The following is a 16,734-nucleotide window of genomic DNA, read 5'->3' on the forward strand; positions in this document are numbered from 1 at the left end:
CAATAAAATCGTGAACGATTAAAAACGGAAAAAGGCAGGGAAACCCTGCCCTAAACGGATGACGAATTATTGAATCCAACCGCGTTCTTTATAATAGCGCACCGCACCGTCGTGCAATGGCGCGGAAAGCGCGTTTTTGATCATTTCTTCTTCTTTCAAATTATTAAATGCCGGATGCAATTTTTTGAAGCGTTCGAAATTGTCAAATACGGCTTTTACTACGGCATAAACGCGATCATCGTCAACATCGGCGGAAGTGACCAATGTGGCATACACACCGAAGGTATCCACCGGATTATCCGTACCTGTATATAATCCGCCCGGAATTTGCGCTTTGGCATAATACGGATTATCCGCCACTAATTTATCGATTTCAGGTCCAGTGATCGGAACAAGATGAGCCGCACAGGCCGCTGCCGCTTCTTTTAACGCACCGTTCGGGTGACCGACGTTATAAGTAATGGCGTCTAAGTTGTTATCGCACATTACGGACGCCATTTCCGCCGGTTTAAGTTCGGAAGCGACTTTAAATTCTTTATCCGTCCAGCCTTTTGCCGCTAAAATCACGTTCATTGTCGCACGCGTGCCGGAACCCGGATCGCCCACGTTTACGCGTTTGCCTTTCAAGTCGTCGAAGGTTTTAATGCCGGAATCATCGCGCGCCATTAAAGTGAAAGGTTCCGGATGAATAGAGAATACGGCGCGTAATTTGTCGTTTTTCTTACCTTCGAAAGAACTGGTGCCGTTATAAGCGTGATATTGCCAGTCCGATTGCGCGATACCCATTTCCATTTGATTTGCCGCAATCGCATTTAAGTTGGCGACGGAAGCTCCGGTTGAAGGTGCGTTACATTTAATTTGCGTTTTTGCGGTGTCGCGATTCACTAATTGGCAAATGGATTGACCCACCACATAGTAAACGCCGGTTTGACCGCCGGTGCCGATAGTGACGAATTTATCTTCCGCTTGAACGGAAAAAGAAGCCGCTGCGATACCGGCAATCATTGAGAGTTTTAGTAGTTTTTTCATATTATTACTCCTCTTGAATAGGGGATTGTATAAGGATGTTGTGTCGTCAAAAATTCTTTACGAACGAAGTAAAGATATACAGTAGAAAAGTTTTCCTTGCAATCTATTTTTAACCAAAACCTCACATTCTTTTCAATACATTAAGGATTCAGGCAATAAATCCCGTCGATTTTGTCGTTTATTAATTTCAGTTGCCAAATCGCCGTATTTTTCATCGGTAAGTTCGGTTGAAATTGACGGAATTTTTGCATATCTTCGCCGGATTCGGCGGAAAAACCCAATAAACGCCAAACCAATAAGGCAATCCAAATACCGTGACCGAAGCACAACGTATCAGCAGCAAAATCGGGCGCCGCCGCAAGAAATTGATCGATTCGGCGATTAAATTGCGCAAATGAATCCGTCTCTTCGGCAAGACGCAAATCGGGATTGGCTTGCGACCAAAAGGATTGCACCAAAGGTTGACGTTGTTGTCCTGTTAAGCCTTCGATCATTGCCAGCGGTAAATATGAAAACTCGTTCAAGCAGGGTAAAACTTCCGTATTCACCTGCCAATGGGCGCAATAAGGTTGTGCGGTTTGTTGAGTTCTGAGAAATTCGGAGGTGTAAACTTTAGCGGACGGCGGCAGTCGGGCGACAAGTTCTTGCGCCTGTCGTTGCCCTTTTTCGCTTAGCGGAATCGCCGAATCCGCGAGCGCTTGACCGCCCGCATTGGCGAAACTTTCTGCGTGACGAATAAGATAAATATGTTTCATTATTGGTACCTTTTTTATGGAATGTGCGGAACTAATTATTATTCCGAGAGTCTTATGCTTCGGTTTTAACTTAATTTTAAACGACTAAGGAGCTTATATGAAATTTTTAAAATCAATTCTAGCCTTAAGTATGGCAGTTGCAATTTCCGGCGGCGCATTGGCGGCGGAAAATCCGTTAACCGGCATTAAAGACAGCGTAAAAACAAGCGCACAAACAATGAAACAAGAAACCGTAAGCGGCGCGAAAAGCGTGTTAAGCGAAAAAGCGACTACGGCAAAAACAACCGCAACGGATAAAATGATCTCTGCGAAAGATAGCGCAACCAGCGTGAAAAAAGCGGCAACGGATAAAGCGACTTCCGTAAAAGACAGCGCAACAAAATCCGTGACGGAAAAAATGACGTCGGCAAAAGATCAGGCGACGACGGCGAAAACCGCGGCAAAAGAGAAGGTCACATCAATGAAAGACAGCGCGACAAGCGCGAAAAAAGCGGCGACGGATAAAGTCGATTCGATGAAGGATTCCGTGAAATCCGTGGCAAATTCGCAAAAAGTGAATATTAACAAAGCGGACGCGACAACCTTGCAAAGTTTGTCCGGCATCGGTGAGGCGAAAGCCAAAGCGATTATCGATTACCGTAACAAAGTGGGCAAAATCAAATCTGCGGCGGAATTATTGAATATTTCCGGTATCGGCGAAAGCACGATTGAAAAAATCGCGCCTTATTTGAGCTTTTAATTCGGGCTGAAAATTTAAAAAGAAAAACGACCGCACTTGAATCCGTCGGAAAAAAGTGCGGTCGTTTTTTTATATTTTTTAATCTTTATCCATCGGCTCGAACGGACGTTCCGTATGACCGGTGTAAAGCTGACGCGGACGCACGATCTTCATATTGCCCGGTTTGAACATTTCTTTCCAATGGGCGATCCAACCGACGGTACGCGCCATTGCGAAAATTACCGTAAACATTGATTTCGGAATACCGATAGCTTTCAAGATAATACCGGAATAGAAATCGACGTTCGGATAAAGTTTGTGTTCGATAAAGTACGGATCGCTTAAGGCAATGCGCTCCAATTCCATCGCCACATCGAACAACGGATTGTCGATATTCAATTCTTTTAACACTTCGTGGCAAGTTTTGCGCATTACTTTCGCACGCGGATCGTAATTTTTATACACGCGATGACCGAATCCCATTAAACGGAACGGATCATTTTTATCTTTCGCGCGCGCAATATATTCCGGAATACGATCGACAGTGCCGATTTCTTCCAACATATTAATACAGGCTTCGTTCGCCCCGCCGTGCGCCGGCCCCCAAAGGGAAGCGATACCCGCTGCGATACAAGCAAACGGATTCGCGCCGGAGGACGCCGCAGTTCGTACCGTTGAAGTGGATGCGTTTTGTTCGTGATCGGCGTGCAGAATAAAAATTCTATCCATCGCGCGTTCCAATACCGGATTCACTTCATAAGGTTCGCAAGGTGTTGCAAACATCATATGCAAGAAATTGCCGGAATAAGACAATTTGTTGAGCGGGAACATAAACGGCTGACCGATAGAATATTTATAACACATCGCCGCCAAAGTCGGCATTTTCGCCAACAGACGAATCGCGGTTAATTCGCGGTGTTGAATGTTATTAATGTCTAAAGAATCGTGATAGAACGCCGCCAGCGCACCGCTTACCCCGCACATAATCGCCATCGGGTGAGAGTCTCGACGGAAACCGTGGAAGAAACGCGAGATTTGTTCGTGCACTAAGGTGTGTTTGCGAACAAGTTGAATAAATTCTTTGTATTCCTGCTGTGTCGGGCGTTCGCCGAACAACAATAAATGCGCGACTTCCAAATAGTCGGCATTTTGCGCTAAATCGGCAATCGGGTAGCCGCGATGCAATAAAATGCCTTCGTCGCCGTCAATATAGGTAATTTCCGAGACGCAAGACGCCGTGGACATAAAACCGGGATCGAAGGTAAAAAGTTTATTTTTTACCAAAGGTTGTACATCGACCGCGTCATAACCCAAGGTTCCCTGACGAACAGGGAGTTCGAGTTCACGACCGTCGCTTAACGAGAGTTTTGCGGTTAATTCAGTCATAGAGATAGTCCTTCTGAGTTTTAAATATTGTGTTTGTATTCGGTTTATTTTTTATAGTGCTGTCAATATAACCTGTTATTTCTTTGCTGTCTTTATAAATTTGCAAAAAATTTTGTTAAAAAAATGTTATTTTTTAAAAATGCGAGGCAGATCAAAAAACAAGAAAATTGTTAATTGTTTGTTAATTAATTGTATTGATTCTTGTGCGCATTTGTTCTTTAATTATTCGAGTGACTATTGAATGAAAAACAGAACGTGTGAATTACGCAATCCTATGTATAATAGAATCGTATTAGGTTAGGCACTTTTTATACCAATCAAATATCAAATCAGGTGGTCGCAATGAAACAAAACAGCCCTATCGGCGAATGGCTAGCTTCCAGCGCATTAGGCGGCGCAAACCAATCTTATATTGAAGATCTTTATGAAGATTACCTCCAAGATCCCGCCTCGGTAGATGAAAGTTGGCGGCAAATTTTCAATTCTCTCCCGAAACCGACCGCACTTGAACAACCGCATTCCCAAGTTCGCGATTATTTTAAACGTTTGGCGCGCGAAACCACGCATAAAGGCGCCACGGTGATTGATCCGAATGTCAGTGCGCGATTAGTGAAAGTGTTGCAATGGGTGAACGGACACCGCAATCGCGGGCATTTGCACGCCGATTTGGATCCGCTGAAACTCTGGCAACGAATGGATGCGCCGACGTTGGATTATAAATTTTACGGTTTCACCGATGATGATTTGGATGAAGTGTTCGACATCGGCGGTTATGTATATAACAAAGACAAAATTACTTTATGCGATTTGGCTTATGCGCTGAAAAATACCTATTGCAGTACCATCGGGCTGGAATTTATGCACGTCAATGATTTGGACGCGCGTACTTGGTTGCAGGGAAAAGTGGAAAATTTGTTGAACAAACCCTTATTTAATCGGCAAGAACAACTGAAATTTTTAGAAGAATTAACTGCGGCGGACGGCTTGGAACGTTATCTCGGCGCGAAATTCCCCGGTGCGAAGCGCTTTTCTTTGGAAGGTAGCGACGCCTTTATTTTGTTAATGAAAGAAATTATTCGCCACGGCGGACGCAACGGCATTAACGAAATCGTAATGGGAATGGCGCACCGCGGGCGCTTAAATATGCTGGTCAACGTATTAGGGAAAGAACCGGCGGAATTGTTCGATGAATTTGCCGGCAAGCATCAAGGAAACGGCACCGGCGATGTGAAATATCATCAAGGATTTTCCTCCGATTTTATGACCGACAACGGCATTGTGCATTTGGCTTTGGCGTTTAACCCGTCGCATTTGGAAATCGTCAATCCGGTGGTGTTGGGCTCCGTGCGGGCGCGCCAAACGCGTATTAACGATACTGAACGCACGAAAGTGTTGCCGATTACGGTGCACGGCGATTCCGCCGTCGCAGGGCAAGGCGTGGTGCAAGAAACCTTGAATATGTCGGCGACGCGCGGTTATTCCGTCGGCGGTACGATTCGCATTGTGATCAATAACCAAATCGGTTTTACCACCTCGAACCCGCACGACACGCGCTCGACGGAATACAGCACCGACATCGCGAAAATGATCGAAGCACCGGTAATTCACGTTAACGGCGACGATCCGGAAGCAGTGGCTTATGCGGCGAGAATGGCGGTTGAATTCCGCACCAAATTTAAGCGAGATATTTTCATCGATTTGGTTTCTTATCGTCGCCACGGACACAACGAAGCCGACGAACCGGCGGTGACACAGCCGTTAATGTATGATCGAATTAAACGACATCCGACGCCGCGTAAAGTTTATGCAGATCGACTAATTGCCGCAGGCGTGATTGATGAAGAATACGCGACAGGGTTGATCAATCAATATCGCGATGCGTTGGATAACGGTGATTGCGTTGTACCGGAATGGCGCAAACCGGATCCGGAAGCGACGGATTGGACGAAATTTTTATCGCAAGAATGGACGGAATACGAAAGCGGATTCGAGCCGCAGCGTTTCACCGATTTAGCTAAAAAAGTCTGCGAATATCCCGCCGAACATCCGCTGCATCCGCGCGTGAAGAAAATCTATGAAGATCGCCGTTTAATGGCGGAGGGCGAAAAGTTATTCGACTGGGGAATGGCGGAAACAATGGCATACGCCACCTTGTTGGACGAGGGTTACGACATCCGTTTGTCGGGTGAGGACGCCGGACGCGGTACTTTCTTCCACCGTCATTCCGTATTGCACAATCAAAAAGACGCCACGATTTATATTCCGTTGACGCAGCTACACGCCCAACAAGGGCATTTCGAAGTGTGGGATTCCGTATTATCGGAAGAAGCAGTGCTAGCATATGAATACGGTTATGCCACCGCTACACCGAGAACCTTAACCCTTTGGGAGGCACAGTTCGGTGATTTCGCCAATGTAGCACAAGTGGTGATTGACCAATTCATCAGTTCGGGCGAACAAAAATGGGGCAGAATGTGCGGCTTGGTAATGTTATTGCCGCACGGTTATGAAGGACAAGGGCCGGAACATTCTTCCGCTCGTTTGGAACGCTATCTGCAACTTTGCGCCCAACAAAATATGCAAGTTTGCGTACCTTCCACGCCGGCGCAAATTTATCATTTATTGCGTCGTCAAATGCTGCGCAAAGTGCGTCGCCCGTTGGTGGTGATCACACCGAAATCCTTGCTGCGTCATCCGCTTGCGGTTTCAAGCAAAGAGGAATTGATCAGCGGAAAATACCAAAACGTTATCGGCGAAATGGATGATTTAGAGCCGAAACAGGTCAAACGCGTCGTCTTGTGCGCCGGTAAAGTATATTATGATTTATTAGAACAACGACGCAAAAAGAACCAAACGGACGTGGCGATTATTCGCGTCGAGCAGCTGTATCCGTATCCGCACGAAGAAATGAAAGCGGCATTAGCGCCTTATGAGCACGTCACGGATTATGTGTGGTGTCAGGAAGAACCGCTAAATCAAGGTGCGTGGTATTGCAGCCAGCATAATTTTGTCACCTCGTTACCGCCGGCGGGCAAGTTGCGCTATGTGGGACGTCCGGCTTCCGCGTCGCCGGCAGTGGGTTATATGGCGTTGCATAACGAGCAACAACAAGCGTTGGTGGCGGAAGCGCTGGCATAACGAATAATAAAAGTGCGGTGATTTTCGACCGCACTTTATTACCTCATCAATTTAACTAAGGAAATAACAATGAGCGATTTTGATATTATTACCCCCGATCTGCCGGAGTCCGTTGCGGATGCTACCGTGGTGACCTGGCATAAACAAGTCGGCGAGACGATTAAACGTGATGAAATTCTGGTTGAAATTGAAACGGATAAAGTGGTATTGGAAGTGCCGGCAATCGGTGACGGCGTATTAGAAAGCATTTTACAGCCGGAAGGATCGACCGTTGTCAGCAAACAATTATTAGGAAAAGTGACCGCACTTGCGGTTGCCGGCGGCGTCACCAAAGCCACGGTGCAAACAATGGAACATACACCGGCGGATCGTCACTTTGCCAAATTAACCGCCGAACCGACCAACAGTGACGCCCTAAGCCCTGCGGTACGTCGTTTATTGGCGGAGCGCGAGTTAAACGCGGAAGACATTCAAGGCACCGGCGTCGGCGGGCGCATTACGCGCGAAGACATCGAACGCGTCGCCGCACAGAAAAATGCGCAACAAAGCGCGGTCGAACAACACGAAAAAACACCGTTTTCCGCATTCAACCTCGCCGATCGCGAAGAAAAACGCGTGCCGATGACCCGTTTACGCAAACGTATCGCCGAGCGTTTGTTGGAAGCCAAAAATACCACGGCAATGTTGACGACTTTCAACGAAGTGGATATGCAACCGATTATGAACTTGCGCAAACAATATGGCGAAATCTTTGAAAAACGCCACGGCGCGCGCTTAGGTTTTATGTCTTTTTATATTAAAGCGGTGGTCGAAGCGCTGAAACGTTATCCGGAAATTAATGCCTCTATCGACGGCGACGACATTGTTTATCACAATTATTTTGATATTAGCATTGCGGTTTCCACGCCGCGCGGCTTGGTGACACCGGTGTTACGCCATTGCGATAAATTGAGTATGGCGCAAATCGAGAAGGAAATCAAAGCCTTAGCGGAAAAAGGACGCGACGGCAAATTAACCGTGGAAGATCTCACCGGCGGCAATTTCACCATTACCAACGGCGGCGTGTTCGGTTCGTTAATGTCCACGCCGATCATCAACCCGCCGCAAAGTGCGATTTTGGGAATGCACGCGATCAAAGATCGTCCGGTGGCGATCAAAGGTCAAGTGGAAATTCGCCCGATGATGTATTTGGCGCTGTCTTATGATCATCGCTTGATCGACGGACGCGAAAGCGTCGGCTTCCTCGTGACGGTGAAAGAATTACTCGAAGATCCGACACGTTTATTATTGGAAATCTAATCTTCGCGCGGGCATTTGCCCGCGATTTTTTATGTGCGAATCAATGTTATCCCGTCATTTCGGCATATTGTTTGTATTTGGCTATAGACAGAAAAAATAAAAAAGTTAAACTAACTACTCCAAAAATAAACAAAAACAGCAAGCCCTAGAGCGAATAGGCAAACACATCAAAAATAAAAGGACAACTATGAACCTACACGAATACCAAAGTAAACGCATTTTTGCCGATTACGGATTACCGGTCAGCGAAGGTTACGTTTGCGAAACCACGGAACAAGCGTTCGCGGCGATAGAAAAATTAGGCGGTTCGCAATGGGTGGCGAAATGTCAAGTACACGCGGGCGGACGGGGAAAAGCCGGTGGCGTGCAAGTGGTGAAATCCACAGCGGAAGTGCGGTCGTTTTTCGAAAAGTTTTTAGGTCAACGCTTAGTCACCTTCCAAACGGATGCGCAAGGACAACCGGTCAACCGCATTTATCTGGAACCTTGCGTTTCCGTGCAAAAAGAATTGTATTTAAGCGCAGTGATTGATCGCAGCGCGCAACGCATTGTGTTTATGGCATCCGCGGTAGGCGGCGTAAATATTGAAGAAGTCGCGGAAAAAACACCGCACTTATTGCACAAAGCGGTGATTGATCCGATTGTCGGTGCAATGCCTTATCAAGGTCGCGAACTGGCTTTCAAACTCGGATTAAGCGGCAAACAAATTCAGCAGTTTACCCAAATTTTTTGCCGTCTTGCCAAATTGTTTACGGAAAAAGATCTGGCGTTATTGGAGATTAATCCGTTAGTGATTTTGGAAAACGGCGATTTACATTGCCTCGATGCCAAAATCGTCGCCGACGGCAATGCCTTGTTCCGTCATCCCGATTTATTGGCGATGCGCGATTTAAGCCAAGAAGATCCGCGCGAGGCGGAAGCGGAAAAATGGAATCTGAACTACGTCGCCTTAGACGGTAATATCGGCTGTATGGTCAATGGCGCCGGCTTGGCAATGGGAACGATGGATATTGTGAAATTGCACGGCGGTCAACCGGCGAACTTTTTGGACGTGGGCGGCGGCGCAACGAAAGAACGAGTTGCCGAAGCCTTCAAAATTATTTTAACCGATAAGGCGGTCAAAGCCATTTTGGTGAATATTTTCGGCGGTATCGTTCGTTGCGACTTAATTGCCGAAGGCGTGGTGGCAGCGGTGAACGAAGTGGGCGTCAGCGTGCCGGTGGTGGTGCGTTTGGAAGGCACCAACGCAGAATTAGGGCGAGCGATTTTAGCAAATAGCGGATTAAATGTGATTGCGGCGGAAAGTTTGACCGAAGCGGCACAACAGGCGGTGAATGCGGCGGAGGGAAAATAATGGCGATTTTAATTAATAAAGACATGAAAGTCATCTGTCAGGGATTCACCGGCGGACAAGGCACGTTTCATTCGCAACAAGCGTTGGAATACGGTACGCAATTAGTCGGCGGCGTCTCGCCCGGCAAAGGCGGTAGCGTGCATTTGGGTTTGCCGGTTTTTAACACCGTGCGCGAAGCGGTGGAACAAACCGGCGCTACGGCAAGCGTGATTTATGTACCCGCACCCTTTTGTAAAGACGCCGTATTAGAAGCCATTAGCGCGGGCATTCGGCTGATTGTTTGTATCACCGAAGGCGTGCCGACCTTGGATATGTTGGCGATTAAGCAAAAATTAAACGAAAGCGGCGTGGTAATGATCGGGCCGAATTGTCCGGGCGTGATTACGCCGGAAGAATGTAAAATCGGCATTATGCCGGGCAGCATTCATAAAAAAGGTCGTATCGGTATCGTTTCTCGTTCCGGCACGCTGACTTATGAAGCGGTGAAACAAACTACAGATGAAGGTTTCGGGCAATCTACTTGCGTCGGGATCGGCGGCGATCCGATTCCGGGGGCGCATTTTATTGACATCCTGAAATTGTTCCAAGCGGATCCGGAAACCGATGCGATCGTGATGATCGGTGAAATCGGCGGCACGGCGGAAGAAGAAGCGGCGGCGTTTATTCGTGAAAACGTGACGAAACCTGTTGTCGGCTATATTGCCGGAATGACCGCGCCGAAAGGAAAACGAATGGGACACGCCGGCGCGATTATTAGCGGCGGAAAAGGCACGGCGGATGAAAAAATCGCAGCCTTAAATGCGGCGGGAGTCACCACAATCCGAAGTTTGGCGGATATCGGTTCAGCCTTGAAAAAATTGTTATAAATTTGAACAAATGCGAAAAAAGTGCGGTCGATTTAAAATAAAATTTAAATTGACCGCACTTTTTTGTGTCGAAGATCAAATTCTAAGCTGTTAAAATTTGAACAGATAAAACCGGCAATGCTATAATCGTTTTAGCAAATTTCCGACATTTGAAAGGAGTTAATGTGAAATTAGACGAGATAGCCAAACTTGCCGGGGTTTCGCGTACCACGGTCAGTTATGTAGTGAACGGCAAAGCGAAGCAATATCGCGTAAGTGATAAAACCATCGAACGCGTGCAAGCCTTAATTGAAGAACACGATTTCAAACCGAACGCGATGGCGGCGGGTTTGCGTGCGGGAAAATCCAATACCATCGGTTTGATTATTCCCGATTTTGAAAACGTCAGTTATGCAAAAATCGCCAACCAGCTGGAAAACCGATTTCGTCAATGCGGTTATCAATTACTGATTGCCTGCACCAACGATAATCCGGAAAACGAAATCGAATGCGCCAAGCATTTATTTCGACGCCAAATCGACGCGCTTATCGTTTCTACCGCGTTGCCTGCGGATACACCGTTTTATCAGGAAAGTAACGTGCCCGTATTCGGTTTTGACCGCCGTATTATTTCCGACGATGTGATCAATGTTCTCACGGATGATGAAGATGACGCATATCGTTTGGCAATGAATTTACGCAAAAAAAAGAAAGGCAAATCGATTCTATTTTTCGGCGCGTTGCCTGATCTGCCGATTAGTCGCGAACGTGAACGCGGATTTCGCCGCGCGTTTTCGGACGATAAAAAAACGGAGATTGATTACCTCTACGCTTCACGATTCCACAAAGAAGAAGCGGCGGAAATCTTCGAACAATGGTTGACGGAAAATCCGTTACCGCAGCGTATTTTTGTCACCTCCTTGACTTTGCTGCAAGGGGTGTTTCAAATTTTATTACGGCAACAAAAACGCATTCCGAAGGATCTGATTATCGCCACCTTCGGGGATCACGAAATGTTGGAAGTGCTGGGCAATGAAATTGTTTGCGCGGTGCAAAATCATCCGAAAATCGTGCAGTCCTTATTAAATTTGGTTATCAATAAGCTGAATAATAAGAAAAAAGCGACGGAGCAAAGTCCGATTTTGCGTGATATTAAATTTCATCATTATCGCTAGAAAATCGTCAATCTATCGGGCGTTTGCATTTATCGGCGGACGCCCTTTTTATTCGGTTATTGATTAACCGGCAGAGTGACGGGCGGCGGTAAAGGTTCCGGATTGCCTAAAAAGTGCGGTTCTTTTTCCACTAAAAGATCCCAAACCGCTTGCAAGCGGGCGAAAAATTCGCGAAAACGCACGAAAGTATAACCTTCCGGATAATCGGCGGCAAAGCAAATGGCGTCAATGTTATGATATTTCGCGATAAATAAAGCGCGTTCGCAGTGAAATTTTTGCGTGATAATGGTAATGGAATGGGCTTTAAACACTTGATCCGCCCGAATCACGGAATCCAACGTACGAAAACCGGCGAAATCCATATACATAAAGGCTTCCGGTACGCCCATTTTACGCAAATCTTTGAACATTGTGCGCGGCTCGTTATATTCCACCGTGCGATTATCGCCGCTGAGTAATAAATAATCTACTTTTCGGTTTTTAAACAGTTCGTTCGCCGCGCTCAATCGATTGGAATAAAACAAATTCGGCGTATTTTTGGCAAAATATTTCGATGTACCTAACACTACGCCGTAAGGGCGATTCGGAATCGTATCGACATTCGTATAAATACCTTGGCGAACATAAAAGCCAATCGCCTGATCGATAAAAATCAGTAAAAATACACACAAAAAAACCGCATAGACGCAATAACGCAACAGCTTTCGGACAAAGCTTTTGAGTAATTCGTTATGTAAAATCTTTATGTTCACGTCGCTCCGACCTTAGGATAAAACAGGCTTCTTACCCGTCAACATAATGAAAAACGCCGGCAAATTCAAGTTTAATTTGTCAAATGAAACGTCTGGAAGTTTAGACGTCTAAAATTTCTTGACAATAAATAGCGGTAGCGGTAGTTTATGCAACAGGAATCGACAGCTCGATCTGTCGCGTGTAATTGGTTATGGAATAGGCAATGGCAGTACAAAAAGTCACACTTTTTACCCAATCCCCTTTAAAGTTAGCATTGGGCGGAGAACTTGAGCAAATTGACATTGCTTATCAAACCTATGGCAAATTAAATGCAGAAAAAAGCAACGCCGTTTTGATTTGCCACGCCTTAACCGGCGATGCCGAACCGTATTTTGAGGACAAATCGCAAAGCGGTTGGTGGCAAAGTTTTATGGGCGACGGCTTAGCCTTGGATACCTCGCGCTATTTTTTCATTTGTTCCAACGTTCTGGGCGGTTGTAAAGGCACGACTGGGCCTTCTTCGCTTAATCCTAAAACCGGTGCGCCTTACGGCAGTCAGTTTCCGCATATCGTGGTGCAAGATTTGGTTAAAGTACAAAAAGCACTATTGGATTTTTTGCAAATTGACCGTTTATATGCGGTGATCGGCGGATCTTTCGGCGGAATGCAGGCAACTCAATGGGCGATTGATTATCCCGACGCAGTGGAAAACGTCATTAATCTTTGTTCTTCTTTATATTTCAGCGCGGAAGCCATCGGATTTAATCACGTTATGCGTCAAGCGGTGATCAACGATCCGAATTTCAATAACGGCGATTATTATGACGGCGAACCGCCGTTAAAAGGATTGTCTATAGCGCGGATGCTCGGAATGCTGACTTATCGCACGGATTTACAACTGGCAAAAGCTTTCGGACGGGCGACAAAGGCGGAAGGGCAGTTCTGGGGCGATTATTTTCAGGTGGAATCTTATTTAAGTTATCAAGGCAAGAAGTTTCTGGATCGTTTTGACGCCAATACCTACCTTCATTTGCTGCGTGCATTAGATTTGTATGATCCCGCGCTTGGCTATGAGAATTTAAAAAGCGCCTTATCGCGCATTAAAGCACGTTATACTTTGGTCGGCGTAACGAACGATCAACTATTTAAAATCATTGACGTGCGCAAAAGCAAAGAATTGCTAGAACAGCACAGCGTCAATTTAAATTACCACGAATTTCCGTCCGATTACGGACACGATGCGTTTTTGGTGGACTACGATTTCTTCGAACCGCGTATTCGTTCCGGTTTGGAATATGATAGTAAATAACCGCAAAAGTGCGGTTATTTTTTCAGGATTTTCATTTGATGATCGGCAAAGCGAGCGGCTAAATCCGTTAATTTTTCGCCGTCGGGTAAAACAAGTTGCGGCGCAATTTCATATAACGGCACGATCACGAATTCGCGATTTTTCATATCATAATGCGGCAGGGTTAAGCGCTCGCTTTGTAATATCAATTCATCATACAGCAAAATATCCAAATCTAAAGTGCGTTCGCCCCAACGGCGTAGGCGAACGCGCCCTTGCGTGTTTTCAATGTGCTGTAGCGCATCCAGTAGCGCCAAAGGTGCTAATTCGGTTTGCAAACAGGCGACCGCATTCACATAATCCGGTTGATCTTGCGGGCCTAACGGGCGGCTTTGATAAAAAGAACTGACCGCACTTAGCGTTGAATCGGGCAGTTGCGTCAGTGCGACAAGCGCTTGGTTCAACTGCTCGATCGGCGTATTTAAATTGCTGCCTAGGGCGATATAAACGGTTTTCATTGTTGTATCGGTTTCGGTTTGGTGCGTTTTCTCGAACGATAGAATTTTTTCTTCGGTTTCGGATGTAAACGCTGTTGTTCTTTGATTAAATCGGAACGTTGGTCGCCGTTGCTTAATTGATATTCGTGCCACCACGCGGCAAGTTCAATGCAATCGCCGCCCTCGATTTGCGCGCGCATTACCAATAAATCGAACGCTGCGCGGAATTTCGGATGTCCCATTGTTCTTAACGGCGCATTGCCCGTGCGTTTTAATAATTGCAACTGCAAAAACCAAATATCCCGAATGGTTGCGGTATGTCGACGCGGTGCAGCAAGTGCGGTGCAAAATGCGTCCAAAATATCGTTGCCGGCTAGGGCGTGTGCATCGTGATTATTGAGTCCGCCTTCATTTTTAAGAATCTCTACTTTTTCGCGTAGCGGATACCAGAAAAAGGCGGCGAATAAAAATGCCGGATTAATACGCAATTTATCGGCAACACGTTCGTCCGTGGAAGTTAACGCGGCGATAATCATTCGCTCGGCAAAGCTGTCGGCTTTTTCGGTGAAATAAGGCATTAATGCGGGAAACAGCTGTTCGAACAAGCCGTAATCGCGCAATAATCGATAGGTTTTTACGCCGTATCCGGCTTGTAATAATTTTAAACTTTCGTCAAACAAACGTGCCGGCGGAATATTTTTCAGTAAATGTGCCAACTGTTTAATCGGCGTTTCGCTCGGTTTATCCAAAAACATATCCAATTTCGCCATAAAACGAACGGAACGCAACATTCGCACAGGATCTTCCTGATAACGCGTCACCGGATCGCCGATCAAACGAAGTTTGCCGTTTTTCAGATCTTCTAAACCGTTGAAATAATCGCGCAAGGTGTTGTCTTGCGGATTGTAATAAAGTGCATTAACGGTAAAATCGCGCCGCGCCGCATCTTGTTCCAACGTACCGTACACATTATCGCGCAGCAACATTCCTTCTTCGCTTTGTTTCGCTTGTTTTTCATTGTGCATATCGCTGTGATTGGCGCGAAAGGTCGCCACTTCAATAATATCGCGTCCGAACATAACGTGCGCCAAACGAAAACGCCGCCCCACCAGACGGCATTGGCGTTGAAAAATCCCTTGAATTTGTTCCGGACGGGCGTTGGTTGCCACATCGAAATCTTTCGGATGTTTGCCTAATAATAAATCGCGCAAACAGCCGCCGACGATATAGGCTTCAAATCCTTGGCGGTGCAGTTTTTCCACCACGCTTAAAGCGTTTTTGCTGAACATTCGTGCACTAATGCCGTATTGCGAAGCTTTAATGCAATGTTTATCGAAACGGAGCGGTGCGGCGGGTTTTGTTGTGGCGGACGGCTGAACGAATGTCGGTTCGTTACGTTCCGGCATCGGATGAGAGAGCTGTGTTTTGCTAAAATCCGTTTTATGTTTTTTTTCTTCCGCTGCGGCGGAGGTTTTCTTTTTAAACAGATTCGTGATTAATTTTAAAATGGTGAACCTCTAAAAATTTAATGCTTATGTAAGTTAAAAGTGCGGTAAAAATGACCGCACTTTTTTAAAATAAACAATGGATACGACTTATTATAAAATAAGTTCGCAGAACCGATCAAACGATAATCGAATCGCCGGATTAGCCGACCATTTGTTTTTCGCGAATTTCGGCTAAGGTTTTGCAATCGATACATAAATCGGCGGTCGGACGCGCTTCTAAGCGGCGAATACCGATTTCCACACCGCAAGATTCGCAGTAACCGAAATCTTCCGTGTCTAATTTTTTCAAGGTATGCTCGATTTTTTTCATTAATTTACGTTCGCGATCACGAGTGCGTAATTCCAAGCTGAATTCTTCCTCTTGCGTCGCACGATCAGCGGGATCCGGAAAGTTTGAAGCCTCGTCTTGCATATGTGCGACAGTTCGTGATGTTTCTTCACGAATTTGATCGTGCCAAGCTTGCAGGATTTTTCTGAAATGAAGCACTTGTTCTTCATTCATATATTCTTCGCCTTCTTTCGGTTGGTACGGCTCTACACCCGCTAAGGCTAATAAACTTAAAGAAGCGTTGGTCATTTGTATCTCCTAATAAAAATTCATCCATTTAACTGGTTCCAAACCCTATTTTTAGCGGTAAGCAAACCGGTTGCCGACACGAAAATCCCATTAAACGGACAGGGCTTTTTTAAAGGCGTTATAAATAGCAGAAGTTGATATAATTAGCAAATGAATTTACTTAAGATGACAGTTTTTACAAAAATAAATCTTAATTTTGCGATCCGCTTGGCAAAATTGAAATATTTTACGGTTATTTCGCCGATGATTTATAGCGCGAATCGAAATAAAAAACTGTTTGTCTGCGTAAAGAACTTGTTGAGCTTATGAGTTTGATATTTAATCAAAAACGCTACTTTTTTATCCTAGCACGACAAAGTCGTACTAGGTTAATCATAAGTAAGCGGCTTTGCCGCTTATTTTATGCTGGCAAAGCCACCAACTTATAATTAAC

14 protein-coding genes are annotated in these 16,734 nt (G+C 45.8%); 7 read left to right on the forward strand and 7 right to left on the reverse strand.

Annotation, left to right across the window (positions count from 1 at the left end; all coding sequences use genetic code 11):
• Positions 1 to 66: 66 nt before the first annotated feature.
• Entirely contained in the window at positions 67 to 1,029 is a 963-nt protein-coding gene (locus CVP04_RS07105; RefSeq protein ID WP_100296804.1) for a TAXI family TRAP transporter solute-binding subunit, read from the reverse strand.
• Between the two features lie 140 nt (positions 1,030 to 1,169).
• On the reverse strand, positions 1,170 to 1,784 hold the full coding sequence (locus tag CVP04_RS07110) for a histidine phosphatase family protein (protein ID WP_100296805.1): 615 nt from the start codon (positions 1,782 to 1,784) through the stop codon (positions 1,170 to 1,172).
• A 97-nt stretch (positions 1,785 to 1,881) separates the two neighbouring features.
• Between CVP04_RS07110 and CVP04_RS07115 the strand changes: the two genes are divergently transcribed.
• On the forward strand, positions 1,882 to 2,523 hold the full coding sequence (locus CVP04_RS07115) for a ComEA family DNA-binding protein (protein ID WP_100296806.1): 642 nt from the start codon (positions 1,882 to 1,884) through the stop codon (positions 2,521 to 2,523).
• A gap of 78 nt (positions 2,524 to 2,601) precedes the next feature.
• Here CVP04_RS07115 and CVP04_RS07120 read toward each other — a convergent pair whose 3' ends face one another.
• Positions 2,602 to 3,888, reverse strand: a complete 1,287-nt coding sequence (locus CVP04_RS07120) for a citrate synthase (protein WP_100296807.1) — start codon at positions 3,886 to 3,888, stop codon at positions 2,602 to 2,604.
• Positions 3,889 to 4,230: 342 nt separating this feature from the next.
• On the opposite strand from CVP04_RS07120, the gene sucA reads away from it, so the two are divergent.
• From sucA to cra, 5 genes are all read left to right on the forward strand, one after another.
• Entirely contained in the window at positions 4,231 to 7,026 is a 2,796-nt protein-coding gene (gene sucA, locus CVP04_RS07125) for a 2-oxoglutarate dehydrogenase E1 component (protein WP_100296808.1), read from the forward strand.
• A 69-nt stretch (positions 7,027 to 7,095) separates the two neighbouring features.
• Complete coding sequence (gene odhB, locus CVP04_RS07130; RefSeq protein WP_100296809.1) at positions 7,096 to 8,325, forward strand: 2-oxoglutarate dehydrogenase complex dihydrolipoyllysine-residue succinyltransferase; 1,230 nt, start codon at positions 7,096 to 7,098, stop codon at positions 8,323 to 8,325.
• A 187-nt stretch (positions 8,326 to 8,512) separates the two neighbouring features.
• Positions 8,513 to 9,679, forward strand: coding sequence for an ADP-forming succinate--CoA ligase subunit beta (gene sucC, locus CVP04_RS07135; RefSeq protein ID WP_100296810.1), 1,167 nt, complete (start codon positions 8,513 to 8,515; stop codon positions 9,677 to 9,679).
• Positions 9,679 to 10,545 (forward strand): succinate--CoA ligase subunit alpha, encoded by an 867-nt coding sequence (gene sucD / locus CVP04_RS07140; protein ID WP_100296811.1) that lies wholly within the window; start codon positions 9,679 to 9,681, stop codon positions 10,543 to 10,545. Before sucC ends, sucD begins: the two co-directional genes overlap by 1 nt.
• A 164-nt stretch (positions 10,546 to 10,709) precedes the next feature.
• Entirely contained in the window at positions 10,710 to 11,699 is a 990-nt protein-coding gene (gene cra, locus CVP04_RS07145; RefSeq protein WP_100296812.1) for a catabolite repressor/activator, read from the forward strand.
• Positions 11,700 to 11,755: 56 nt separating this feature from the next.
• Here the strand turns inward: cra and CVP04_RS07150 are convergent, their stop codons facing one another.
• Positions 11,756 to 12,400, reverse strand: a complete 645-nt coding sequence (locus CVP04_RS07150) for a SanA/YdcF family protein (RefSeq protein ID WP_423738298.1) — start codon at positions 12,398 to 12,400, stop codon at positions 11,756 to 11,758.
• Positions 12,401 to 12,654: 254 nt separating this feature from the next.
• On the opposite strand from CVP04_RS07150, the gene metX reads away from it, so the two are divergent.
• Entirely contained in the window at positions 12,655 to 13,740 is a 1,086-nt protein-coding gene (gene metX, locus CVP04_RS07155; RefSeq protein WP_100296813.1) for a homoserine O-acetyltransferase MetX, read from the forward strand.
• A 14-nt stretch (positions 13,741 to 13,754) separates the two neighbouring features.
• Here metX and folK read toward each other — a convergent pair whose 3' ends face one another.
• From folK to dksA, 3 genes are all read right to left on the reverse strand, one after another.
• On the reverse strand, positions 13,755 to 14,237 hold the full coding sequence (gene folK, locus CVP04_RS07160; RefSeq protein WP_100296814.1) for a 2-amino-4-hydroxy-6-hydroxymethyldihydropteridine diphosphokinase: 483 nt from the start codon (positions 14,235 to 14,237) through the stop codon (positions 13,755 to 13,757).
• Positions 14,234 to 15,622, reverse strand: a complete 1,389-nt coding sequence (gene pcnB / locus CVP04_RS07165; RefSeq protein WP_100296815.1) for a polynucleotide adenylyltransferase PcnB — start codon at positions 15,620 to 15,622, stop codon at positions 14,234 to 14,236. Before pcnB ends, folK begins: the two co-directional genes overlap by 4 nt.
• Before the next feature lie 241 nt (positions 15,623 to 15,863).
• Entirely contained in the window at positions 15,864 to 16,301 is a 438-nt protein-coding gene (gene dksA / locus CVP04_RS07170) for an RNA polymerase-binding protein DksA (protein ID WP_100296816.1), read from the reverse strand.
• Positions 16,302 to 16,734 lie beyond the last annotated feature (433 nt).

Origin of the sequence: Caviibacterium pharyngocola (assembly GCF_002795405.1) — a bacterium.
Taxonomy (GTDB): Bacteria; Pseudomonadota; Gammaproteobacteria; order Enterobacterales; family Pasteurellaceae; genus Caviibacterium; species Caviibacterium pharyngocola.